24 protein-coding genes are annotated in these 21,146 nt (G+C 66.8%); 14 read left to right on the top strand and 10 right to left on the bottom strand.

Annotated elements, in window-relative coordinates:
* Positions 1-15: 15 nt before the first annotated feature.
* The 6 genes from SAMIE_RS09505 (at position 16) to SAMIE_RS09480 (ending at position 5,617) form a co-directional block, all read left to right on the top strand.
* On the top strand, positions 16-891 hold the full coding sequence (locus SAMIE_RS09505; RefSeq protein WP_066701810.1) for a UDP-2,3-diacylglucosamine diphosphatase: 876 nt from the start codon (positions 16-18) through the stop codon (positions 889-891).
* Positions 892-996: 105 nt separating this feature from the next.
* Positions 997-2,025: a glycosyltransferase family 4 protein gene (locus SAMIE_RS09500; protein ID WP_066701812.1), complete on the top strand. Its 1,029-nt coding sequence runs from the start codon at positions 997-999 to the stop codon at positions 2,023-2,025.
* A gap of 116 nt (positions 2,026-2,141) precedes the next feature.
* Entirely contained in the window at positions 2,142-2,825 is a 684-nt protein-coding gene (locus SAMIE_RS09495; RefSeq protein WP_066701816.1) for a DUF1013 domain-containing protein, read from the top strand.
* Between the two features lie 137 nt (positions 2,826-2,962).
* Positions 2,963-4,669, top strand: a complete 1,707-nt coding sequence (locus tag SAMIE_RS09490) for a long-chain-fatty-acid--CoA ligase (RefSeq protein ID WP_066701818.1) — start codon at positions 2,963-2,965, stop codon at positions 4,667-4,669.
* Between the two features lie 41 nt (positions 4,670-4,710).
* Positions 4,711-5,244, top strand: a complete 534-nt coding sequence (gene msrA / locus SAMIE_RS09485) for a peptide-methionine (S)-S-oxide reductase MsrA (RefSeq protein ID WP_066701820.1) — start codon at positions 4,711-4,713, stop codon at positions 5,242-5,244.
* A 109-nt stretch (positions 5,245-5,353) separates the two neighbouring features.
* A complete protein-coding gene (locus SAMIE_RS09480; RefSeq protein ID WP_066701822.1) occupies positions 5,354-5,617 on the top strand; it encodes a hypothetical protein in 264 nt (87 codons plus the stop codon).
* A 1-nt stretch (position 5,618) separates the two neighbouring features.
* Here the strand turns inward: SAMIE_RS09480 and SAMIE_RS09475 are convergent, their stop codons facing one another.
* Positions 5,619-6,635, bottom strand: coding sequence for an L-threonylcarbamoyladenylate synthase (locus SAMIE_RS09475; protein ID WP_126516804.1), 1,017 nt, complete (start codon positions 6,633-6,635; stop codon positions 5,619-5,621).
* Positions 6,636-6,680: 45 nt separating this feature from the next.
* Between SAMIE_RS09475 and SAMIE_RS09470 the strand changes: the two genes are divergently transcribed.
* Positions 6,681-7,499, top strand: a complete 819-nt coding sequence (locus tag SAMIE_RS09470; RefSeq protein WP_066701824.1) for an ATP-binding protein — start codon at positions 6,681-6,683, stop codon at positions 7,497-7,499.
* Between the two features lies 1 nt (position 7,500).
* On the opposite strand, the gene SAMIE_RS09465 is transcribed toward SAMIE_RS09470, so the two are convergent.
* Together SAMIE_RS09465 and SAMIE_RS23385 are read right to left on the bottom strand one after the other, a co-directional pair.
* Complete coding sequence (locus SAMIE_RS09465) at positions 7,501-8,826, bottom strand: PQQ-dependent sugar dehydrogenase (protein ID WP_066701825.1); 1,326 nt, start codon at positions 8,824-8,826, stop codon at positions 7,501-7,503.
* A gap of 48 nt (positions 8,827-8,874) precedes the next feature.
* Positions 8,875-9,051 (bottom strand): hypothetical protein, encoded by a 177-nt coding sequence (locus tag SAMIE_RS23385; protein WP_162849050.1) that lies wholly within the window; start codon positions 9,049-9,051, stop codon positions 8,875-8,877.
* Between the two features lie 245 nt (positions 9,052-9,296).
* Between SAMIE_RS23385 and SAMIE_RS09460 the strand changes: the two genes are divergently transcribed.
* Entirely contained in the window at positions 9,297-9,506 is a 210-nt protein-coding gene (locus tag SAMIE_RS09460) for a hypothetical protein (RefSeq protein ID WP_174522242.1), read from the top strand.
* 346 nt (positions 9,507-9,852) lie between these two features.
* Positions 9,853-10,212 (top strand): hypothetical protein, encoded by a 360-nt coding sequence (locus tag SAMIE_RS09455; protein WP_066701826.1) that lies wholly within the window; start codon positions 9,853-9,855, stop codon positions 10,210-10,212.
* A gap of 106 nt (positions 10,213-10,318) precedes the next feature.
* Here SAMIE_RS09455 and argC read toward each other — a convergent pair whose 3' ends face one another.
* Genes argC through SAMIE_RS09435 form a run of 4 tightly spaced genes read right to left on the bottom strand, consistent with a single transcriptional unit; the run spans position 10,319 to position 13,981 of the window.
* Positions 10,319-11,260 (bottom strand): N-acetyl-gamma-glutamyl-phosphate reductase, encoded by a 942-nt coding sequence (gene argC, locus SAMIE_RS09450; protein ID WP_066701829.1) that lies wholly within the window; start codon positions 11,258-11,260, stop codon positions 10,319-10,321.
* Positions 11,257-12,165: a C40 family peptidase gene (locus SAMIE_RS09445; RefSeq protein WP_066701832.1), complete on the bottom strand. Its 909-nt coding sequence runs from the start codon at positions 12,163-12,165 to the stop codon at positions 11,257-11,259. Before SAMIE_RS09445 ends, argC begins: the two co-directional genes overlap by 4 nt.
* The gene (locus SAMIE_RS09440) at positions 12,125-12,523 is read right to left on the bottom strand and encodes a MarR family transcriptional regulator (protein ID WP_066701835.1); all 399 of its coding nucleotides are present in this window, start codon (positions 12,521-12,523) and stop codon (positions 12,125-12,127) included. Before SAMIE_RS09440 ends, SAMIE_RS09445 begins: the two co-directional genes overlap by 41 nt.
* Positions 12,524-12,583: 60 nt before the next feature.
* Positions 12,584-13,981: a leucyl aminopeptidase family protein gene (locus SAMIE_RS09435; protein ID WP_066701836.1), complete on the bottom strand. Its 1,398-nt coding sequence runs from the start codon at positions 13,979-13,981 to the stop codon at positions 12,584-12,586.
* A 140-nt stretch (positions 13,982-14,121) separates the two neighbouring features.
* On the opposite strand from SAMIE_RS09435, the gene SAMIE_RS09430 reads away from it, so the two are divergent.
* Both SAMIE_RS09430 and SAMIE_RS09425 read left to right on the top strand, forming a co-directional pair.
* Positions 14,122-14,322: a hypothetical protein gene (locus SAMIE_RS09430; RefSeq protein WP_066701838.1), complete on the top strand. Its 201-nt coding sequence runs from the start codon at positions 14,122-14,124 to the stop codon at positions 14,320-14,322.
* Complete coding sequence (locus tag SAMIE_RS09425) at positions 14,322-15,149, top strand: PdaC/SigV domain-containing protein (RefSeq protein ID WP_066701840.1); 828 nt, start codon at positions 14,322-14,324, stop codon at positions 15,147-15,149. The genes SAMIE_RS09430 and SAMIE_RS09425 overlap by 1 nt, the downstream gene beginning before the upstream one ends.
* Positions 15,150-15,231: 82 nt before the next feature.
* Here the strand turns inward: SAMIE_RS09425 and rimO are convergent, their stop codons facing one another.
* From rimO to serS, 3 genes are read right to left on the bottom strand one after another with little or no spacing between them, the layout of a single operon-like run.
* Entirely contained in the window at positions 15,232-16,614 is a 1,383-nt protein-coding gene (gene rimO / locus SAMIE_RS09420; protein ID WP_174522244.1) for a 30S ribosomal protein S12 methylthiotransferase RimO, read from the bottom strand.
* Positions 16,615-16,639: 25 nt separating this feature from the next.
* Positions 16,640-17,698, bottom strand: coding sequence for a potassium channel family protein (locus tag SAMIE_RS09415; RefSeq protein WP_066701842.1), 1,059 nt, complete (start codon positions 17,696-17,698; stop codon positions 16,640-16,642).
* A 25-nt stretch (positions 17,699-17,723) separates the two neighbouring features.
* The gene (serS, locus tag SAMIE_RS09410; RefSeq protein WP_066701844.1) at positions 17,724-19,145 is read right to left on the bottom strand and encodes a serine--tRNA ligase; all 1,422 of its coding nucleotides are present in this window, start codon (positions 19,143-19,145) and stop codon (positions 17,724-17,726) included.
* Between the two features lie 113 nt (positions 19,146-19,258).
* On the opposite strand from serS, the gene SAMIE_RS23760 reads away from it, so the two are divergent.
* From SAMIE_RS23760 to dksA, 3 genes are all read left to right on the top strand, one after another.
* Positions 19,259-20,089: a hypothetical protein gene (locus tag SAMIE_RS23760; RefSeq protein ID WP_232037409.1), complete on the top strand. Its 831-nt coding sequence runs from the start codon at positions 19,259-19,261 to the stop codon at positions 20,087-20,089.
* A 90-nt stretch (positions 20,090-20,179) separates the two neighbouring features.
* Positions 20,180-20,452, top strand: a complete 273-nt coding sequence (locus SAMIE_RS23380) for a hypothetical protein (RefSeq protein ID WP_126516803.1) — start codon at positions 20,180-20,182, stop codon at positions 20,450-20,452.
* 162 nt (positions 20,453-20,614) lie between these two features.
* A complete protein-coding gene (gene dksA, locus SAMIE_RS09390) occupies positions 20,615-21,079 on the top strand; it encodes an RNA polymerase-binding protein DksA (protein ID WP_066701845.1) in 465 nt (154 codons plus the stop codon).
* Positions 21,080-21,146: the final 67 nt, after the last annotated feature.

The following is a 21,146-nucleotide window of genomic DNA, read 5'->3' as shown; positions in this document are numbered from 1 at the left end:
CTCTGGGGACGAGAAATGAACGCCATCACGCGCCTGCCTTTTCTGAGCGACGTCGAGGATGCCGCCGACGACCGCTTCCACATCCCGGAGCGCGAAGGGCAGCGCCGCCGCTACCGCACGATCTGGATCTCCGACATCCACCTCGGCACGCGCGGCTGCAACGCGACCATGCTGATCGACTTTCTCGACAGCGTGGACAGCGACACCATCTACCTCGTCGGCGACATCATCGATGGCTGGCGCCTGAAAAAGCGCTTCTACTGGCCCGCCAGCCACAATGACGTGGTCTGGCGCCTGATGAAGCGCGCCAAGCGCGGCACCCGCGTCGTCTATATCCCCGGCAACCACGACGAAATGTTCCGCCAGTTCACCGGCATGAACTTCGGCGGCGTGGAAATCCGGCGCAAGGCGATCCATGAGACCGCCGACGGGCGCAAGCTGCTGGTGCTGCACGGCGACGAGTTCGACACGATCATGCTCGCCCACCGCTGGCTCGCCTTCGTGGGCGACGCCGCCTACACCATGCTGATGCGCCTCAACGTCGCGGTGAACGCGGTGCGGCAGCGGCTTGGCCTGCCTTACTGGTCGCTGTCCAAAATGGCCAAGCACAAGGTCAAGAACGCCGTCTCCTTCATCTCCCGCTTCGAGGAAGTGGTGGCGCATGAAGCGGGCGCGCGTGGTGTCGACGGCGTCGTCTGCGGCCACATCCACAACGCCGAAATGCGGCAGATCGCAGGCGTCGCCTATTATAACGACGGCGACTGGGTCGAAGGCTGCACCGCGCTGGTCGAGCATCGCGACGGCACGATGGAGGTGCTCCACTGGGCCGACGAGATCGCGAAGCGGGTGAAGGCGGGTGAAGCAGCCCATGGCGAGCGGATTGCCGCGTAAAATGAAGCCGTTCGTTTCGAGCAAAGTCGAGAAACGCGGAGGTTGCGCTACCCGTTTCTCGACACGCTCGAAACGAACGGATGTGGGTGGATGAGGAATAATCCCATGCGCATCGCCATCGTCACCGACGCCTGGACGCCGCAGGTCAACGGCGTCGTCCGCACGCTCCAGACCATCCGGGCCGAACTCGAATGCATGGGCCATGCGGTCGAGGTCATCTCGCCCGACCTCTACGGGTCGATCCCCTGTCCGACCTATCCCGAAATCCGCCTCGCGCTCGTGCGCGCGAGCGTGGTGGGGCAGGCGATCGCCGCCTTCCGGCCGGACGCCGTGCACCTCGCGACCGAAGGGCCGCTCTGCCTTGCCGCGCGGCGCTGGTGCCTGCGCACCGGTGTGCCCTTCACCACCGCCTACCATACGCACTTCCCCGACTATGTGGCGCAGCGCACCGGCCTGCCCGCCGCATGGTTCTGGCGCTATATCCGCTGGTTCCATGGCCCCGCGCAGGCGGTGCTCGTCTCGACCCGCTCGGTGCGGGAGCAGCTCCGCGCCCATGGCCTCGCCAATGTCAGGCCGTGGGGCAGGGGGGTGGACCTCGCCGCCTTCACGCCCGATGCTCCGCCGCCCGCCATCTTCGCCGGCCTGCCGCGCCCGATCATGCTCTGCGTCGGGCGCGTCGCGGTCGAGAAGAATCTGGAAGCCTTCCTCGCTGCCGACCATCCGGGATCGAAGGTCGTGATCGGCGACGGTCCCGCCCGCGCCACGCTGGAACGCGCCTGTCCGCAGGCGCATTTCCTCGGCCCCCTGTTCGGCGCGGAGCTTGCCGGAGCCTATGCCGGGGCGGACGTCTTCGTCTTCCCCAGCCGCACCGATACGTTCGGGCTGGTGATGATCGAGGCGCTCGCCTGCGGCACTCCCGTCGCCGCCCATCCCGTCACCGGTCCCATCGACATCGTGACGCCGGATACCGGCGCGCTCGGCGACGATCTGTCAGCCGCCATCGCCGCTGCCCTGACGAAGGACCGCGCCGCCTGCGCCGCCTATGGCCGCAGCTTCACCTGGGACCGCAGCGCGCGTGAATTTCTCTCCGGCCTTCACGCCATCGACCCCGATGTGATGGACAGCGCCGCCTGACGCTTTTTCTTGCCGCTGCGCCAAGGATGTTCTATCTCTGATCCGTCACGGCCGCCCTGCTTGGGCGGCCCTTATCGTTTTTACGCCGGAGAAAAGTCCCCGTGTCCCAGCCCCTGATGCCCCACGCGACCGCCAGTTGGCTGGTCGACAACACCGCGCTCAGCTTCGACCAGATCGCGGAATTCTGCGGGCTTCACATCCTTGAGGTGCAGGCCATCGCCGACGATACCGCCAGCATCAAATATACCGGCCGCGATCCCGTCCGCGCCCATGAAATCACCATGGAAGAAATCCACAAGGGCGAAGCGAACCCCGACTACAAGCTCAAGATGCTCAAGGGTCCGGAGCCTGTCCGCCGCACCAAGGGGCCGCGCTACACCCCGGTCAGCAAGCGGCAGGACAAGCCCGATGGCATTGCGTGGATCTTGCGCAATCATCCCGAAGTGTCGGACGGCGCGATCGGCAAGCTGATCGGCACCACCCGCACCACCATCGCCGCGATCCGCGACCGCACCCACTGGAACATCTCCAACATCGTGCCCAAAGACCCGGTGACGCTCGGCCTCTGCTCGCAGCGGGAACTGGACGCACTGGTCGTCCGCGCCGCGAAGAAGGCGGGGATCGAAGCGCCCACCGATTCGCGTCTGGACGGCGACCGCGAGGCGCTGATCGAGGAACTGCGCCGCGAGCGCGAGGACGCCGCCCGCCGCGCGGAAGAGGCGCTCAGGAGCGAGTCCGAATTTATCTCGGGCGCCGCCACGATCCTCGATCCGTTCAGCAGCAACAAGGGCGAGGTCTGATGCCGTAGCGTCATCCGACGCTGCGCCGAAACCCGCCACAAAGCGGCAATGTTCAAAGGGCCGTGCCTCACCGGGGCGCGGCCCTTTTGCCATGCTTGACGCTTGCGTAAAGCGCGCCGCGCCCATACACTCGTCTTATGGAGAGCGTAGAAAAAATCTGGCGCGAACGGTATCAGCACCCGACCGCCTGGGACCAGACATTCCCCCCCAAATCCATGGGCGAAATGGTGACGGAAAGCGCGAGTGCGCACCCCGACGCCATCATGATCGACTTCATGGGCCGCAAATTCACCTATGCCGACATGTTCGCGCAGATCCGCCGGATCGCCTGCGGGCTTCAGGCGATGGGCGTTCGGAAGGGCGACCGGGTCGGCCTCTACCTCCCCAACACGCCCCATTATGTCGCGGCCTATTATGGCGCGCTGATGACCGGGGCCATCGTCGTCAACTTCTCCCCCCTCTACACCGCCGCCGAACTGGAGCATCAGGTCGAGGACAGCGGCACGAAGATCCTCTTCACCCTGTCGGCGAAGGCGCTGCTGCCCACCGCGCTCGAAGTGCTCGACAACAGCACGCTCGAAAAGCTGGTCGTCGGCACCGTTGCGGAGATGCTGTCGCCCGTTAAATCCCTCCTCTTCCGCTGGTTCAAGGCGAGCGAGAGCGCGCCCATCCCCGACGATCCGCGCGTGCTGCACTATGACCGGCTGACCGCCAATCCGGGCGACTGCGCCGTGGCGGAGATCGACCCGGTGAACGACATCGCCCTGCTGCAATATACCGGCGGCACCACCGGCACGCCCAAGGGCGCGATGCTCACCCACCAGAACCTCACCGCCAACGCGCGGCAGGCGCAGTCCATCGACCCGCATCAGAATGAGGCCGACCGCATCATCGCGGTGCTCCCCTTCTTCCATGTCTTCGCCAACACCGTCACCCTCAACCGCACCGTGGTGAACGGCGGCGAGATGGTGATGCTGCCGCGCTTCGACGCTGCGCAGGTGCTGGCCGCCGTCCAGCGGGTGAAGGCAACCTCGCTGCCGGGCGTCCCCACGATGTTCCAGGCGCTGCTCGATCATCCGGCGATCCGCAACATCGACTTTTCGTGCCTGCGCGCCTGCATTTCCGGCGGCGCGCCGCTCCCTCTCGAACTCAAACAGCGGTTCGAGGCGGCGACGGGCGCGCAACTGATCGAAGGCTATGGCCTGACCGAAACCAGCCCCATCGTCTGCACCAACCCCTATGAAGGCCTCAACAAGAGCGGCACCGTGGGCCAGCCCGTTCCCGGCACCCGCGTGAAGCTGGTCGACCGCGAAGACCCGACGAAGCCGCCGCCCGAAGGCGAGCCGGGCGAGCTGCTTTTCGCCGGGCCGCAGGTGATGAAGGGCTACTGGAACCGCCCCGATGCCGACGCCGAAGTCTTCATGGGCGAATATGTCCGCACCGGCGATGTCGGCATCATCGACGAGGACGGCTATGTGAAGATCGTCGACCGCCTCAAGGACATGATCTCGGTCGGCGGGTTCAAGGTGTTCCCCAGCCAGGTCGAACAGGTGCTCTACCACCACCCCGCGATCAAGGAAGCGCTCGTCATCGGCGTGCCCGACCGCTACCGGGGCGAGCAGCCCAAGGCGTTCGTGACGCTGAACGAAGGCTTCGACATCGACGGCGCGGCGCTCAAGGACTGGCTCAACCCGCAACTGGGCAAGCATGAGCGGGTGTGCGAAGTGGAAGTGCGCCTCAACCTCCCCAGGACGCTGGTGGGCAAGCTGTCCCGCAAGGAACTGGTCGCCGAGGAACGCGCAAAGGCGGACGCCCGCGTCGCGGAGGCTGGAACCGCCGCCTGACGCTTCCTATCTTTGCAGCCAAATCGAACGAAGGAACGATCATGGCTCAGGAAGTCACAACCCTCGCCGGAGGATGTTTCTGGTGCACGGAAGCCGTGTATCAGAACCTCCGTGGCGTCAGCGCCGTGGAGAGCGGCTATATCGGCGGCGCAAAGCCCGACCCCACCTATGAGGAGGTCTGTTCCGGCCGCACCGGCCATGCCGAAGCGATCCGCATCACCTTCGATCCGGATGTCATTTCTTACGCCGACCTGCTCGACATCTTCTTCGCGACGCACGATCCGACGACGCTCAACCGTCAGGGCAACGACATCGGCACCCAGTATCGCTCGGCGATCTTCCCCCATTCGCCCGAGCAGGAAGCGCAGGCCCGCGCCGGCATCGAACGCGCGCAGGCGGACCAGTCCGCCCCCATCGTCACCGCCATCGAACCCGACGCGCCATGGTATCCGGCGGAGGATTATCACCAGAAATATTGGGAACGGGTCGGCGACCGGAACCCCTATTGCATAGCCGTGATCCCACCCAAGCTCGCCAAGCTGCGCAAGGGCTTCGCCGACCGCATCGAGGCGTAAGGCGGTTCAAAAAAAACGGCTGGTCCCGTTTCGCGGCGTTCCTGGTGGGCGGCTTGTATCTGCTCTGCTAGCAACGGTGTGAATTTCGATCGGGCCGGGGACCAAAGTCATGAAGACCAAGCTGTTTTTCGCCGCGCCGCTTTTGCTGCTGGTCCTGCCCGGCTGTGTGCGCACCGTCGCCAGCGTCGTCACCGCGCCGGTCCGCGCGACGGGTCAGGTGATCGACTGGACCACCACCAGCCAGGACGAGGCCGACCGCAATTACGGCCGCAAGATGCGCAAGCAGGAAGCGCGCGAGGGCCGCGAGCGCAAGCGCGCGGAAAAAGAACGCCGCCGCGAATGCCGTGAGGCTGGCTACCGCGACTGCGGCTGAATCAGGCCGCCGCGCGCCGCAGCCGGTCGTTGATCGCCACGCCGATCCCTTCCATCGGCACCGGCGCGACCGCGATCCGGCCCGCCGCGCTGGCGTCCGCCATATGCAGCGCCGCGAACAAAGCCGCCGCCGCCTCGTGCAGCTCCGCCCCGACGCTGAGGTTCATGTCGCACGGCATCGGGCCGAAGCCGATCAGATATTCGTCCCCTTCCGCCCGCAGCGCGTCGAGGCGCACGGGCTTGGACGGCGCATAGTGGCTTTCGAGCTGCCCCGGCGCCTCGATCCTTTCCCCGCCGCCCGCGACCACCGGCAGGCCGCTTGCCTGCTCCAGCATCGCCGCCGTCACGGGGCCGGGCCGCAGCAGGCGGATGCGGTCAGCCTCCGGCGCGGCGATGGTCGATTCCAGCCCCTCGCTCGTCGGCCCGTCGTCCAGGATCATGCGGATCTTGCCGTTCAGGCTGGCGAGCACATGTTCGGCCCGCGTCGGGCTGATCGACCCGCTGCGATTGGCCGAAGGCGCGGCGAGCGGACAGCCGCTTTCCCGGATCAGCGCCTGCATTGCCGGATGCGCGGGCATCCGCAGCGCGACCGTGGGCAGCCCCGCCGTCACCAGCGGCGACAGCCCGCTGTCCGCCCGCACCGGCAGCACCAGAGTGAGCGGCCCCGGCCAGAAACGCTCCGCCAGCCGGTCCGCTTCCCCCGAAAACAGCGCCAGCCGCTCCGCCATTGCCCGGTCGGCGACATGCACGATCAGTGGATTGAAGCTCGGCCGTCCCTTGGCGCTGTAGATCGCCGCGACCGCTTTGCTGTCGGTTGCGTCGGCGGCAAGGCCGTAGACGGTTTCGGTGGGAACGGCGACCGGCTCGCCCGCCCGGATCAGCAGCGCCGCCTCGCGCAGCGCCTCCGCGCCATAGCGGCAGGATCGGGTGGAAAAGGTCGATGGAGCGATGGTCACGATCCGCGCGATATAGGCTCCGGCCGTCCCGAACGAAAGTCCAATGCGCAACGGTCGTGACATGCGCACGGCCTTGCGGGCGCGCGGCCTGCCGCTTAAGCCCCCAACATGACCGACGCTCTTCTCGCCCGCATCGCCGACGCGCTGGACCGGATCGCTCCGCCGCCGCCCGCGCCCGCCGATCTTGCCGCCGCGCCCGCCTATGTCTGGGACGGGCGCGCCGTGCAGCCGGTCGAGGCTTTCGCCCCGGTCGATTATGCGCTGCTCTCGGGCATTGATGCGCAGAAAAGCGTGCTGCTGGAAAATACCCGCCGCCATGCCGCCGGACACGCCGCGCACGACGCTCTGCTCTGGGGCGCGCGCGGGACCGGAAAATCGGCGGCGGTCGCATCGGTCGTCGGCCATTTGCAGGGGGAGGGCGCGGACATCGCCCTTGTCCAGTGCGCGGTGGACGAACTCGCCAGCCTGCCCGCGCTTTTCGCCCTGCTGCGCGCGACGACGCGGCCCTTCATCCTTTTCCTCGACGATCTCGGCTTCGACGGAGAGGGCGGGGGAGCGGCGCGCGCGCTCCGCTCGCTGCTTCAGGGCGGCACCGCGGCGCGCCCCGCGAATGTCCGCCTTTATGTCACCTCCAACCGCCGCCACATCGTGCCCCGGCATCTGGCCGAACAGGACGATCCCATCAACCCGCGCGACGTGATCGACGACAAGATGGCGCTGTCGGACCGATTCGGCCTCAGCCTCGGCTTTCACGCCATCGACCAGGACGCCTATGTCGCCATCGTGCGCGGCTATGCCGACCGGCTCGGCCTGTCCTTCGACCCTCGGGAAGCGATCCAGTGGGCGACGCAGCGGGGCAGCCGCTCGGGCCGCGTCGCATGGCAATATGTGGTGGAACTGGCAGGGCGCAACGGCGTCGCCCTGTAAGTCAGCGCGCCTTCGTCACCCGCCAGATCACATTGCCCACATCGTCGCTGACCAGCAGCGCGCCCTTGGCGTCGCCCGTCACATCGACAGGCCGCCCCTGCGCGTTGCCGTCCTTGTCGAGGAAGCCTGTCAGCACATCGACCGGCCTGGCCTTGCCCGCTTCGCCATCGTTGAAGCCGACATAGACGACCTTGTATCCCGCCGCAGGCTTGCGGTTCCAGCTCCCGTGCAGCCCGACGAACGCACCCTGCGTATAGGGCGCGCCCAGTTCCACCTTGTCGGTGAAGGTCAGGCCCAGCGCGGCGACATGGTTGCCCATCGCATAGTCGGGCCGCTTGGTATATTCGCGGATTTCGGGCCGCTGCGGCTGCACCCGCCGGTCCTCATAGCCGCCCCAGTAATTCCACGGCCAGCCGTAGAACGCGCCGAACTCGATCCGGCTCAGATAATCGGGGACCAGATCGCCGCCCAGCATGTCGCGTTCGTTGACCACGCCCCACAGCGCCCCGCTGCGCGGCTCGAACGCAAGGCCCACGGGATTGCGCAGGCCCGATGCGAAGATGCGCTTGTATCCGGTCTTCGGATTGACCTCCAGCACCAGCGCGCGCCCGCGCTCCATCTCCAGCCCGTTCTCGCCGATATTGCTGTTCGACCCCACGCCGACATAGAGCAGCCCTTCGGGACTGGCGGCGAGGCTCTTGGTCCAGTGATAATTCGGCCCCTGCGCGGGCAGGTCGATGATCTTGCGGCCCTTCGCCGCGATCTTCGTCTCTCCCTCCTTGTAGGGGAAGGCCATCAGCGCGTCGGTGTTCGCGACATAGAGCGTGTCGCCGATCAGCGCCATGCCATAGGGCGAATGCAGGCCGGTCAGGAACGTACTCCTCACTTCCGCCTTGCCGTCGCCATCGGCGTCGCGCAGCAGCGTGATGCGGTTGGCGGACGGGACGCCCGCGCCCGCCTTGTCCATGAAATAGGCCATCACCCGGTCGACAATCCCCTCCTTGGGACGCGGCGGGCTGTTGGTTTCGGCGACGAGGATGTCGCCATTGGGCAGCCGCAGCATCGCGCGCGGATGCGCCAGCCCTTCGGCGAAGCGCGTGACGGTCAGCCCCTTCGCCGCTACCGGCGCCGCGTTCGCGGCCCATGGCTTCACTTCGGCGATGTTGATGGTGGGCAGCATCTCGCTGCGCGGCGCGGTGAAGACCGGTTCCGGCCCGGTATCCGCGCCCGGCGGCAACTGGGCGGTGTCGCCGTGCGCCAGATAGAGGAATGCGCCGCCGGCAAGGGCGATCGCGATGAGGGGCAGGGCGATGAAATGCTTCTTCATGCGCTCTATCTATGCGCCGCCGGGGCGGGCGGCAAGCGGCAGCGCGCGCTACTTTCGCCGGTCGCGCAGCCACAGCAGCACGGCGATCAGCACGCCGGTGCCGGTGCCGGTCAGCAGGCCGATGCTCGGCTGCCCCATGAAGCCGCCGATGATCGTCCCGGCCAGGATGAGCAGCGCGATGATCGCGCCCGCGCCGCTGGGGTTCCTGCTGTCTTTGCCCGTCATGCCCCGGCCTTGCCACGCCTGCCCGCGCGAGGGCAAGCCTCTTCCGCAACGCCCCCGCCGCTGGGCCGGAACAGGACCGCCCATCCCGATGCGGGACAGCGCGTCCCGGCGCGGGACATGCCTAACCCGCCATTCACTTTCGTCCGCCGCTTCCCACGCCAAAGGATTGATCTGGCACGGAAGTTGATGCACGTGCGGCTCGGGTCAGGCCGCCACGAAGCGGCCCAGCAAGAGCGGGGAAATTGATGCAACTGCCTTATGTCGCGGATCGCCGCAGCTATGACGATGCGGCCGATCTGATGGCGCGCTTCGGCGCCAATGCGGGCTATGAAGCAGCGTCGCTGGCCAACAGGAGCCTCGATGTCGGCAACCACATCACCTTTTGCCACTGGCGCCAGATCGAACGCCTGATCGTCCTCCTCGCCTGCAACCAGCCAGTCGGCACGGTGCACTGAAGGCATAGGCGAAAAGGCTGGCAGGGGTTTAGCGGGCGGTTTGCACGCGGCCTGAAAACCCACCCGTCATGCCAGCGAAGGCTGGCATCTCCGGCGGTGATCCACCACGATAACGCATAGCGCGAGGGAGCCTTCCCGCCCTGATGGAATCCCATCGCGCGGCTGGTCCTCAGACCGTCCGGGACCGCAGCCTTCGCTGCGGTGACGACGAAAGAGGTGGCGGGACTGGGGTGGTTGGGCGACGGGCGGGTTTCTGACATACATCGCTTATGGCAGACATCTCAACACGCCACTCACAAGCTCGTTTATTAATGCTGTGAGAGTTTACGAGACAACGGATCAGGGCATGTCAAAAGTCATTCATGTCGTAAGCCTGATAATGTTGGCTGCATCCTTTCTTTCCGGACCATATTCGATATATCTGGCCGCGCTTCGCCGATATCGGAGCAGTCTTGGGATTTTAATTCTCGGGATTATTCTTGGATTCGGCGGCCTGATCGGCTCGTTCATAGCTGCTAATATATATTACGGTGAACTGGAGGCTCGTGGCAACAAGGTCATGGACGACATGCAGGGCTATGGCCAGGCGGTCGTCGCCGGTTTAGGCCTGATCTATTTCTCGGCAGTGTTTGCAATCATAGTGATGATTGCCGCCGTCAGAGGCGTATATTCTTGGCATCTATCGCGAAAAAACGGCCATGACTGAGAAGAATTGGCTTCCGATGACCGCTGCACAGCGTCCGCACCGGTATATCAAGAGCATTCGATAAAGGACCGAAACTACCCGCCATCAGACGCCAGTCGCGCCCTGCCTAGACCCGCAATCCCGCCGTCTCCGGCAGCCCGGCGAGGATATTGAGGTTCTGCACCGCCGCGCCCGCCGCGCCCTTGCCGAGATTGTCGAGCGCCGCGACCAGCCGCACCTGACCGCTCGCTTCGTTGCCGAACACGAACAGCTCCAGCCTGTCGGTCGCGCCGACATGCTCGATGGCGACGCCGCTCATCGCCGCGCTCTCTTCCGCCGCCGCCACGCGCACGATCGGCGATCCGGCGTAGGCCGACGCGATCGCCTCGTGCACCTGAGCCACCGAAGGCGCGCCGGGCAGCGCGTGTAGGTGCAGCGGCACTTCCACGATCATGCCGCGATAGACGTTGGCGACCGCAGGCGCGAAGATTGGCGCGTGGGCGAGGCCCGCATATTTCTGCATTTCGGGCAGATGCTTGTGCGCCAGCGTCAGGCCGTAGGGGCGGAACGCGCCCGGCGCGCCGCTGCCCTCATACTCCGCGATCATCGCCTTGCCGCCGCCCGAGTAGCCCGAAGCGCCCGATAGCGTCACCGGCCAGTCCGCAGGCAGCAGCCCGCCCAGCACCAGCGGCCGCACCAGCGCCAGAAAGCCGGTCGGCCAGCACCCCGGATTGGCGACGAAGCGGCTGCGCGCCAGCGTCTCGCGATGGCCCGGCTCCAGTTCGGGGAAGCCATAGGTCCACCCCGCGCTCACCCGGTGCGCCGTCGATGCGTCGATGACGCGCGTCGTGCCGTTGTCGATCAGCGCCACCGCCTCGCGCGCGGCGTCGTCGGGCAGGCACAGGATGACGACATCCGCGCCGTTCAGCGCCTCGGCCCGCGCGCCGGGATCGCGGCGGCGCTCCTGCGGCACGGTGAGGAGCGTCAGTTCAGGCCGCCCCGCCAGCCGCTCCGCGATCTCGATGCCGGTGGTGCCGTGCCCGCCGTCGATGAAGACCTTCGTGGTCATGCCGCAATCCTCCGCCGCGCGACGACGCGCTGCGCATGCGCGCCCGCCAGCCGCGCCACTACATCCGCCAGCGGTTCCTCGACCACGGCCATCCAGTGCGCATTGGCATGAAGCAGCGTCGCGCCGTCCACCATGATGCCGACATGGCCGGGAAAGAAGAGGATGTCGCCGCGCTGCAACTTCGCCTCGCTGTCGACGGGCGATCCGATGCCTTCGCACTGCAGGTCGGTGTCGCGCGGCGCGGCAATGCCCGCGCTCGCCAGCGCCACCTGCACCAGCCCCGAACAGTCGATGCCGCGATGCCCGCGCCCGCCCCAGACATAGGGCAGCCCGATATAGGATTGCGCCACCGCGACCCAGTCATCCGCCACCGCATCGACCGGCGCGACATGGCGCATGTGCAGCCACCCTTCCGCGCAGGCGAGGAAATCGCCCTCGGCCTCGCCCGCCACCTGTGCGCCGCGCGGCCAGTAATCGACGATGGGTGCCTTGATGTCGGCCCCGCCGAACAGCGGCGCGCTCTGCGCCGTCACGCGGTGTGTCGCCGCCTCCAGCGTATCCAGCGCGTCGCGCCGGACATAGCCGACATAGCCGTCATGCCCGCAAAAGCCCCAGGCCCAGTCGGTCATCACGTCGAGCGCATGGAATGTCTCGCCGCGCAGCAGTTCGCTGACCGCTTCGGCGGTGGGCGATGTGGACGCCAGCACGGGCGTGCCCGCCGCCACGCAGGTCAGCGCCACGGCGCGCGCATAATGGGCGGAAAACAGCGTGCCCGCCAGCGACAGGTCGGCCAGGTCGCCGCGCGCGGCATGGATGCGCCGGTCGAGCGCGACGGACCGGCCGTTCAGTTCGAAACGGGTTCTTTCAGGCGGAGCGGTCCGCTGCGGATTTGGGGTGCCTGTCATCGCGGCCGGTTCCTGCGATGAAATGGTGAAAGGCGTCAAGAAATTCCGCCCCTTTGGTCGTCCGGGTGATGAAAATATTGCGCCGGTCCGCCGCATCCCGCTCCCGCCGCAGATAGCCGAGCGCCGACAGCTTGTTCAGCGCGCGGGTGATGACGGGCTTGGACACATGCAGTTCTTCGGCGAGGCCGCGCACCGTATGCGGGCCGGAACCGATATAGACCGTCATCATCAGGGCCATCTGCCGGTTGGTGAGGTCGGGCTTCCCCGAACGGACATAATCGACCAGCGTGCGCATCCACTGGCCCAGCGGCTGGATGCCCGGTCGGTCGATCTCGATGGTAGCAGCGTGCGCGTTCATGTCGCCTTAACGCGCGATCCCCAATCCGGTTGCGTAACGGACGCGGCTTGTTGCGAACGCTTATCCTTTTCTCCCGTATCGCATCTGGAGCAGCCGGAAAACGGCGCGCAGCCCCAGCGCCTCGCCGCCCTTGGGCCGTCCCGGCTTCGCGGCGGGTCGCCACGCGAACGTGTCGAGGTGAAGCCACGGCGTCCCCTCCGGAACGAAGCGCTTCAGGAACAGCGCCGCCGTGATAGCCCCGGCAAATCCGCCTTCGCCCGCATTGTTGATGTCGGCGATGTCGGATTTCAGCATATCGGCATAGCCGTCCCACAGCGGCAGACGCCATGTCGGGTCGTCGACCTCCGCGCCAGCCGTCGCGGCGTCCGCCGCCAGCGCATCGTCATTGGCGAAGAGGGCGGGGAGGTCCGGTCCCACCGCCACCCGCGCCGCGCCGGTCAGCGTGGCGAAGTCGATCACCAGTTCAGGCCTGTCCTCGCCCACCTTCGTCAGCGCGTCGCCCAGCACCAGCCGCCCCTCGGCGTCGGTATTGCCGATCTCGACCGTGATACCCTTGCGCGTGGCGAGGATGTCGCCGGGGCGGAAGGCGTTGCCGCCGATCGCATTTTCCGCCGCCGCGACGGCGAGGTGCAGCCGCACCGGCAGACCCGCCGCCATGACGAGCTGCGCCAGCGCCAGCGCATGCGCCGCGCCGCCCATATCCTTCTTCATCAGGCGCATGCCCGAAGACGGCTTAATGTCGAGACCGCCGCTGTCGAAGCAGATGCCCTTGCCCACCAGCGCCACGCGCGGATGCTCCGGATCGCCCCATGTCAGCTCGATCAGGCGAGGCGCGAAGGCCCGGTCCGCAGCCTTGCCGACCGCGTGGATCATCGGATAGCCCTGCTCCAGCGCATCGCCCTTCGTGACCGTGACGCTCGCGCCGAAGGAAACGGCGACCTTCTCCACCGCCGCCTGCAAATCGGGCGGACCCATGTCGGCGGCGGGCGTGTTGACAAGGTCGCGGACCAGCGCCACCGCCCGCGCCAGTTGCACGGTCGGCTCGATCCGCGCAACGTCGCCGCTCAACAGCACGCGCGGCCCGGCGCCATTCTCCTCCTTGCGGTATCGCTCGAACCGGTATTGCGCGGTCAGCCATCCCAGCGCCGCCGCCCCCGGCGATCCTTCCGCGAGCCGGTAGGCGCCTTCGGGCAGCGTTTCGGCCAGCCGCGCGAGGCACCATGGTCCCAGCATCGCCCTGTCCGCGACCCCCGCGACCACGGACCAAAGGTCTGCGCTTTCGCCCGGCAGGATCGCCTGCTCCTGCGCCTTGCCCCTGAATTTCTGCGCCGCCACCAGCGCCCGCACGCCCTCCGGCTGCGCGGCCAGCCACCCGTCGAAGCTGGCGGCATCGACCAGATGGATCGTGCGGGCGGGTTGCTGGCTGTCGGCTTTGAGGAGGTCGGCGGGATCGGTCATGCGGAGCGGTTTAGGATCAAGCGGCGGGACAAGCAAAGCGCAAAATTTTGTCGCGCCTCCTGCACGGCCAACCCAATCTCCCTTTGCGCGAAGCGGCTCGCAGGCGTAGATTTGCGGCCATAACATCAAGGAGATGGACGATGATGACGGGTAATGACCGCAGCCTTCAGGCCGCACGCGCCCGCGCCTATGCGCTGGCCGAAAGCGGGCGGTTCGACAATAGCCATGCGGTGCAGCAGGCGCTCGCGGCGGAAGGCTGGTCCAATGCCGGGCTGGCGCTCGACAGCGACTATGCGCGCAAGGCCATTGCCGAGCGCTGCCGCACCGCGCAGGCGCATTGATGCGCAGGGCGGGGGGCGCGGCGGCTGCCGCACTGGCGCTGATCCTCGCGGCCTGTTCGCAGCAGCAGGACGCGCCAGCGGGCAACGCCGCGGAGAATGCGGCGGCGAGCCGCTTTGCCGAGCGGATGACCGGCGCTCAGCCGCCCGCGCCCCCCGCCAGGCCTTTCAAGGTCGAGGAGAAGGACGCATTCCTCACCTTCGCATTCTCTTATCCCGCGTCCGCCGCCGCCATCCCCGCGCTGGTCGATAAATTCCGCCGCCAGATGGACAGCGCAAAGGCCGATGCTCTCCGCATGGCGAAGGAGGACAGCGCGTCCGCCAAATCCTCCGGCTATCCGTTCCGCCCGCACGACCTCGGCATCGCCTGGACAACCGCCGCCGACACGCCCCGCTTCCTTGCGCTCCGGTCGGAAAATTATGCCTTCACCGGCGGCGCGCACGGTATGACCGGCTATGACGTGCTGCTCTGGGACAAGGCCCGCCAGCGTGAAACGGCGGTCAAGGCGCTCATGACATCGCCGCAGGCGTTCAAGGCCGCGATCACCACGCCATTCTGTGCCGAACTGGACCGTCAGCGCGCGGAAAAGCGCGGCGCGCCCGTGGTCCGCAGCGGCGAAGACGACTTCACCGCCTGCATCGACCCGATGGAACAGACGCTCGTCCCGACCTCGAAAGACGGAAAGCTGATCGACAGCATCACTGTGGTCGTCGGTCCCTACAGCGCCGGTCCCTATGCCGAGGGCACCTACGAAGTCGCCGTCCCCATGGACGCGGCGCTCCGCAAAACGATCAAGACCGAATATCAGGACGCATTTGTCGGCGGCTGATGGACCCCGCAAAACACCGCAGTCCCATCCATCGTCACCCCGGTCCGAGCCGGGGTGACGCTGAATAGGGGGGACGGATCGTCTAAACCGGCGCCCCATACAGGTCGTGCTCGTCCGCATCCTCGACCACCACGTCGATCATGTCGCCCGGCTTCAGCCCCGCGCTCACGTCGCGCAGTAAGACGTTGCCGTCGATCTCCGGCGCGTCGGCCTGTGACCGCGCGGTCGCGCCGATGGAGCCGTCCTCCTCGTCCGGCTCGCCCACTTCGTCGATGATGACCGGCAGCACGCGCCCGACCTTGGCGGCGAGCTTGGCGGCGCTGATCGCGGCGGTCTTTTCCATGATCCGCTGATAGCGTTCTTCCTTGACCTCTTCGGGCACCGCACCCGGCAGATCATTGGCGGCCGCGCCCTCCACCGGCTCGAAGCGGAACGCGCCGACGCGATCCAGTTGCGCTTCCTCCAGCCAGTCGAGCAGATACTGGAAGTCCGCTTCCGTCTCGCCGGGGAAGCCGACGACGAAGGAGGAGCGGATCGCGATGTCCGGGCAGATGCCGCGCCATTTGCGGATGCGGTCCAGCACCTTGGCTTCGTTCGCGGGCCGCTTCATGGCTTTCAGCACGCCGGGCGCGGCATGCTGGAACGGAATGTCGAGATAGGGGGTCAGCAGCCCGTCGGCCATCAGCGGCACGACATGATCGACATGGGGGTAGGGGTAGACATAGTGCAGCCGCACCCACGGCGCGCGCCCTTCGGCGGTTCGCAACTGCCCCAGCGCGCGGGCGAGGTCGGTCATGTGCGTGCGCACTTCCTCGCCCTTCCACAGGCGCGGCTCGTGCCGCACATCGACGCCGTAAGCCGATGTGTCCTGGCTGATGACCAGCAGTTCCCGCGTGCCCGCCGCGACAAGCTTCTCCGCCTCGCGCAGCACCGCGTCGATGCGCCGCGACACGAGGTCCCCCCGGATCGAGGGGATGATGCAGAAGGAACAGCGATGGTTGCAGCCCTCCGAAATCTTGAGATAACTATAGTGCCGCGGCGTCAGCTTCAGGCCGCCTTCGGGCACTAGGTCGACGAAGGCGTTGGGCACCGGCGGCGACGCGTCGTGGACGGCGTTGACCACCTGCTCATATTGATGCGCGCCCGTGACGGCCAGCACCTGCGGGAATTTCGCGCGGATCACGTCCGCTTCGTCCCCCATGCATCCGGTCACGATGACGCGGCCATTTTCCTTGATCGCCTCGCCAATGGCCTCGAGCGACTCTTCCTTCGCCGAATCGAGAAAGCCGCAGGTGTTGACCAGCACCACGTCCGCGCCGGCATAGTCGGCGGACATCTGGTATCCGTCGGATCGCAGCTTGGTAAGGATGCGTTCGGAATCGACCAGATTCTTGGGACAGCCGAGCGAAACCATGCCCACCTTCGGGGCGTCGGGAATTTTCGTTGCCATGATCGCCGCGCACATAGGGATTTTTGCGCGCAATGTCACGTCAGCCGTCCCTGTCGCCCTCCGGCGGCGCGTCGCCGTTCACGATCTCGATGAGGCAGTCCCCGGTCTGGAGCCTCTGCGCCTCCGCCTCCCAGAAGCCGAAGGGCCGGTCCTCGCGGTAGATGCGCACGCCAAGCCCGGTGCGGATCGCCGAGAGCGGCCCGCCAATCTCCTCCGGCAGCACGGCCCGCTCGTTGAGCTTCACCCGCCCGCCGGACGCGGCAAGGTCCGCCATATAGTCGGCGATATGCCTGCCGCTCGTGCTCCCGGCCAGCAGCAGCCCGGCAAAGCTCACCGGATTGATGACCGTGCTCGCGCCCGCCTGCCGCGCGGGCAGTTCATTATCCTCGTTGCGCACGACGATGCTGATCGGCAGGCGCGGGGCGAGGTGCCGCGCCGTCAGCGTGATGAGGATGGAGGTATCGTCCCGCCCCGCCGACACGATCATGCTGCGCGCCCGGTGGATCGCCACGTCTTTCAATGTCCGGTCCCGCGTCGAATCGCCGCACAATATGTTGCAGCCCAGCGCCTCCGCGCGGACCAGCGCCGCCTCGCTGCCGTCGATCACCACGATCTCGCGCGGGTCGGTGCCGCGCGCCAGCAGTTCGTTCACCGCTTCCTCGCCGCTGGTGCCAAAGCCCGTGACGACGATATGATTGTGCAGATCGGCCTGAATACGCGCCATGCGCCACCTGTAGAGGATGTTGCGGAAGAAGAGGTTATAGGCCGTCCCGAGGAAGATGATCCACACGAACAGCCGGATCGGCGTCACGAAGATCGCTTCGAACAGGCGCGCTTCGGGCGTCACCGGCACGATGTCGCCATAACCCACGGTCGTCACCGTCACCGTGGTGAAATAGAGCACGTCGATGAAGCTGATCCGGTCGTCCAGATTGTCCCTGAGGCCGTCTCGCCCGAACCAGTGCAGCGCCAGCACCAGCGCGATAAGGCCGAACACCAGCACCAGCCGCCACGCCAGATCGGCCCAGAGCGGCAGCGCCGACCGCCGCCGCAGGAACCCGGCCATGTCCGGCCGCATCTGGGGGTCGTTCACCCTCATGCGGTCGGCTGTTTCCCGCGCCGTCTCACCGCGGCGTCAGCGCCGTCATCCCGCCCATATAGGGCAGCAGCACATCCGGCACCGTGACGCTGCCGTCGGCCTGCTGGTAATTTTCCAGCACCGCGACCAGCGTCCGCCCCACGGCCAGCCCCGAACCGTTGAGCGTATGCAGGAACCGCGTCGCTTTCTCACCCTCGGGCCTGAAGCGCGCATTCATCCGCCGCGCCTGAAAATCGCCGCAGTTGGAAACCGAACTGATCTCGCGATAGGTGTTCTGGCTCGGCAGCCAGACTTCGAGGTCATATGTCTTGCGCGCCCCGAACCCCATGTCGCCCGTGCACAGCAGCATCTTGCGATAGGGGAGCCCCAGCGCCTGAAGGATGCCCTCCGCCGCCGCGCACATGCGCTCATGCTCGGTCCCGGACTCCTCCGGCGCGCAGATCGCGACCAGCTCGACCTTCTCGAACTGGTGTTGCCGGATGAAGCCGCGCGTATCGCGCCCCGCCGACCCCGCCTCCGACCGGAAACAGGGCGTCAGCGCCGTCAGCCGCAGCGGCAGGCTCTCCACCGCCACGATCTGCTGCGCGACAAGGTTGGTGAGGGAAACTTCGGCGGTCGGGATCAGCCAGAGCCGCTCTCTCGGATTTGGGACTTCGTTCTTAATGAAGTCATCGGCCTGCTCGAGCATGTAGTCTTCAAGGGTCGCTGGGTCAGAGACAGGCAAATGAGCTTGAAATCTATCGGCCCATTTTTTGGCCAGCTCTTCTTTCTGTAATCGCCGCGTTGTCCAAAACAGATCCTCTTCAAACTTGGGCAACTGCCCCGTGCCGAACAGCGCCTCGTCCCGCACCAGCAGCGGCACGCCGGTTTCCTCATAGCCGTTCTGCGCCGTCTGCACGTCCAGCATATATTGCGCCAGCGCCCGGTGCAGCCGCGCCATCTGCCCCCGCAGCGCAGTGAAGCGCGCGCCGGACAGCGCCGCGCCGCCCTCGAAATCCAGCCCCAGCGCCGGGCCGAAATCGGCATGATCCTGCGGCGCAAAGTCGAACGCGCGAATCTCGCCCCAGCGGCTCAGCTCGACATTGCCCGCTTCGTCCGTACCCTCGGGCACATCGTCGGCGGGCAGGTTGGGGATCGCCGCCAGCATCGCCGTCAGCGCCTCGCCCGTCTCCCGGTCCTCCGCCTCCAGCGCGGGCAGCCGGTCCTTGAGCGCCGCAACCTCGGCCTTCAGCGCCTCGGCGGTCGCGCTGTCCTTCGCCGCCATCGCCTGCCCGATCAGCTTGCTCGCTTCGTTCCGGCGCGCCTGACCCTGCTGCAACTCCGTCTTGATCGCCCGGCTCTTCTCGTCGATCGCCAATATCTCCGCCGACGCGGGCGACAGCCCCCTGCGGGCGAGAGCGGCGTCGAAAGCGGCGGGGTTTTCGCGGATGAAGCGGATGTCGTGCATGGGCCTGCCTATGCCGTTCCGCGCAGGCCCACGCAACCCTGCGCCGGCTGGCCCGCGCAACGAAAAAGGGCGGCCCCGATGAAGGAGCCGCCCCTTATCCGCGCTCTGCGCGCTTGCGTCCGCTTCAGGCGGCGGCTTTCGCCTTCCGCTCGGCGAAGCGGCGGCGGGCGACCAGCGCCGCCGCGGCCGCGCCGAACAGCAGCACCATCGGCGGCGCGGGCACATCGGTGCCCCCGGTGCTCGTGGGCGGCCCCCCGCTCGAGCTGCTCGAAGAAGAAGAGGAAGAACTGCTCGACGAGGAGGAGGACGAGGACGTGCTGCCCGTCGATCCGAAGCTGGACGACCCGCCCGACGAGGAACTGCTGCTGCTCGACGAGGAGGAAGAGGACGAGCCGCTCGACCCGCTCGACCCGTGCGGCGGCTTGTGCGGCTTGCCCCCGCTCGACCCGCCCGAGCTGCTCGAAGAGGAGGAGCTGGACGAGGAAGAGCTGGAACTGGACGAGGAGGAAGACGAGCTGCTGCTCACGCCGGAGGAGGTCGACACGTTACCCGACGAGGTGGAGACATTGCCGGACGAAGTGGACACGTTGCCGCTCGACGTCGACACGCCGCCGGTCGACGTTGAAACGCCGCCCGTGGTCGAGCTGGTCGAGCTGCTGATGCCGCCGGTCGAGCTGCTGGTGGACGAGATCACGACCGATCCGCCGCCGCCCCCGCCGCTGCCGCCGAAGAAGCCGCCGACGAACCCGCCGCCAAATCCGCCCAGGCCGCCGCCGCCCATCACTACAGGCACCGCGCCGCCGCCCGACACGACCGGCATTTCCGGCGCGACCATGGGCGCGGGCAGGGGAACGGGACCGGGCTGGCTCGTGACCGTCACCGTCTGCGGCGCGCACGCCGTCACGGTCTTGACCACTTTGCGCTTCACCGTGCGCGCCGCATAATGTTTGCGGGGCGCGGCCTTGGTGCTGGCCTTGGAGCTTTGGACCACCGCCGGCCGCGCGTTTTCCGCGACATGCACGGCCCCGCCACCGATGATCGCGCCGCCGCAGGTGCAGGCGCATAATTTTGCCAAGGCCATTCGTACCGACATAGGGTCCACTCTTGTCTTGTTGCCTGTCGGCGGCGGTCCGAAAGGAAAGGACCGGCACCGACGGGATTTGCCTATGCGCAAGAACGCAAAAGAAAGGCTTAACTGCAATGCCGTTAACTCTGAATCCGGCCTCCAAGTCGAGCGGATTTGCGCTTTCTGCTCAACCGTCATGGTTAACGTCCCGTTATGGCACGGGCCGCTGAACCGGCGTTAAGCCTGTTGCCCGCACCGGGACTCGCCAGCCGCTCCCGCGCCCCGCCTGTGTGACGAATGTCTGCTTGTGTCGGCCCCCGGCGATGGCTATGAGGCGCGCAATCAAAGTCATGGGCGCCCGGACCGTCAAAGCGCCGGGAAGCCCTCCGAGTCGGAGAGCCAGATGGCATCGGTGCTGAATTCCGATAAAGACGGTGAAAAGCCGCCCAAATCGACCGTAACGCTTCCCGCAGATTATCGCCCTTCGCCTGACGAGGAGTTCATGAATCCGTTGCAACTGGAATATTTCCGGCAGCGGCTCTGGGACTGGAAGAAGCAGATCCTCGCCGAAGCGGAAACCACGCTTGCCGTGCTCCAGAACGAGCCGCTGCGCGAACCCGACCTCAACGACCGCGCGTCGAGCGAGACCGACTGGTCGATCGAATTGCGCACCCGCGACCGCCAGCGCAAGCTCATCTCCAAGATCGACGCCGCGCTTCGCCGCATCGACGAGGGTGAATATGGCTATTGCGAAGTCACCGGCGAACCCATTTCGCTGGGCCGGCTCGAAGCCCGCCCGATCGCGACCATGACCGTCGAGGCGCAGGAACGGCACGAGCGGCAGGAAAAGATTTCCCGCGACGATTAACGCTTTCGCCACATCGGCGTCCTACACTGCCTGCCAAAGAAAACGGGTAGCGATGGCAGGCGACGCG

The sequence above is a fragment of the Sphingobium amiense genome, from assembly GCF_003967075.1.
Classification (GTDB): Bacteria; Pseudomonadota; Alphaproteobacteria; order Sphingomonadales; family Sphingomonadaceae; genus Sphingobium; species Sphingobium amiense.
This window is presented reverse-complemented; position numbering and strand designations above follow the sequence as displayed.

Coding starts and splice junctions, on each gene's coding strand:
- SAMIE_RS09505 (WP_066701810.1), top strand. CDS start 16: ATGAACGCCATCACGCGCCTGCCTTTTCTGAGCGACGTCGAGGATGCC.
- SAMIE_RS09500 (WP_066701812.1), top strand. CDS start 997: ATGCGCATCGCCATCGTCACCGACGCCTGGACGCCGCAGGTCAACGGC.
- SAMIE_RS09495 (WP_066701816.1), top strand. CDS start 2,142: ATGCCCCACGCGACCGCCAGTTGGCTGGTCGACAACACCGCGCTCAGC.
- SAMIE_RS09490 (WP_066701818.1), top strand. CDS start 2,963: ATGGAGAGCGTAGAAAAAATCTGGCGCGAACGGTATCAGCACCCGACC.
- msrA (WP_066701820.1), top strand. CDS start 4,711: ATGGCTCAGGAAGTCACAACCCTCGCCGGAGGATGTTTCTGGTGCACG.
- SAMIE_RS09480 (WP_066701822.1), top strand. CDS start 5,354: ATGAAGACCAAGCTGTTTTTCGCCGCGCCGCTTTTGCTGCTGGTCCTG.
- SAMIE_RS09475 (WP_126516804.1), bottom strand. CDS start 6,635: ATGTCACGACCGTTGCGCATTGGACTTTCGTTCGGGACGGCCGGAGCC.
- SAMIE_RS09470 (WP_066701824.1), top strand. CDS start 6,681: ATGACCGACGCTCTTCTCGCCCGCATCGCCGACGCGCTGGACCGGATC.
- SAMIE_RS09465 (WP_066701825.1), bottom strand. CDS start 8,826: ATGAAGAAGCATTTCATCGCCCTGCCCCTCATCGCGATCGCCCTTGCC.
- SAMIE_RS23385 (WP_162849050.1), bottom strand. CDS start 9,051: ATGACGGGCAAAGACAGCAGGAACCCCAGCGGCGCGGGCGCGATCATC.
- SAMIE_RS09460 (WP_174522242.1), top strand. CDS start 9,297: ATGCAACTGCCTTATGTCGCGGATCGCCGCAGCTATGACGATGCGGCC.
- SAMIE_RS09455 (WP_066701826.1), top strand. CDS start 9,853: ATGTCAAAAGTCATTCATGTCGTAAGCCTGATAATGTTGGCTGCATCC.
- argC (WP_066701829.1), bottom strand. CDS start 11,260: ATGACCACGAAGGTCTTCATCGACGGCGGGCACGGCACCACCGGCATC.
- SAMIE_RS09445 (WP_066701832.1), bottom strand. CDS start 12,165: ATGACAGGCACCCCAAATCCGCAGCGGACCGCTCCGCCTGAAAGAACC.
- SAMIE_RS09440 (WP_066701835.1), bottom strand. CDS start 12,523: ATGAACGCGCACGCTGCTACCATCGAGATCGACCGACCGGGCATCCAG.
- SAMIE_RS09435 (WP_066701836.1), bottom strand. CDS start 13,981: ATGACCGATCCCGCCGACCTCCTCAAAGCCGACAGCCAGCAACCCGCC.
- SAMIE_RS09430 (WP_066701838.1), top strand. CDS start 14,122: ATGATGACGGGTAATGACCGCAGCCTTCAGGCCGCACGCGCCCGCGCC.
- SAMIE_RS09425 (WP_066701840.1), top strand. CDS start 14,322: ATGCGCAGGGCGGGGGGCGCGGCGGCTGCCGCACTGGCGCTGATCCTC.
- rimO (WP_174522244.1), bottom strand. CDS start 16,614: ATGTGCGCGGCGATCATGGCAACGAAAATTCCCGACGCCCCGAAGGTG.
- SAMIE_RS09415 (WP_066701842.1), bottom strand. CDS start 17,698: ATGAGGGTGAACGACCCCCAGATGCGGCCGGACATGGCCGGGTTCCTG.
- serS (WP_066701844.1), bottom strand. CDS start 19,145: ATGCACGACATCCGCTTCATCCGCGAAAACCCCGCCGCTTTCGACGCC.
- SAMIE_RS23380 (WP_126516803.1), top strand. CDS start 20,180: ATGATCGCGCCGCCGCAGGTGCAGGCGCATAATTTTGCCAAGGCCATT.
- dksA (WP_066701845.1), top strand. CDS start 20,615: ATGGCATCGGTGCTGAATTCCGATAAAGACGGTGAAAAGCCGCCCAAA.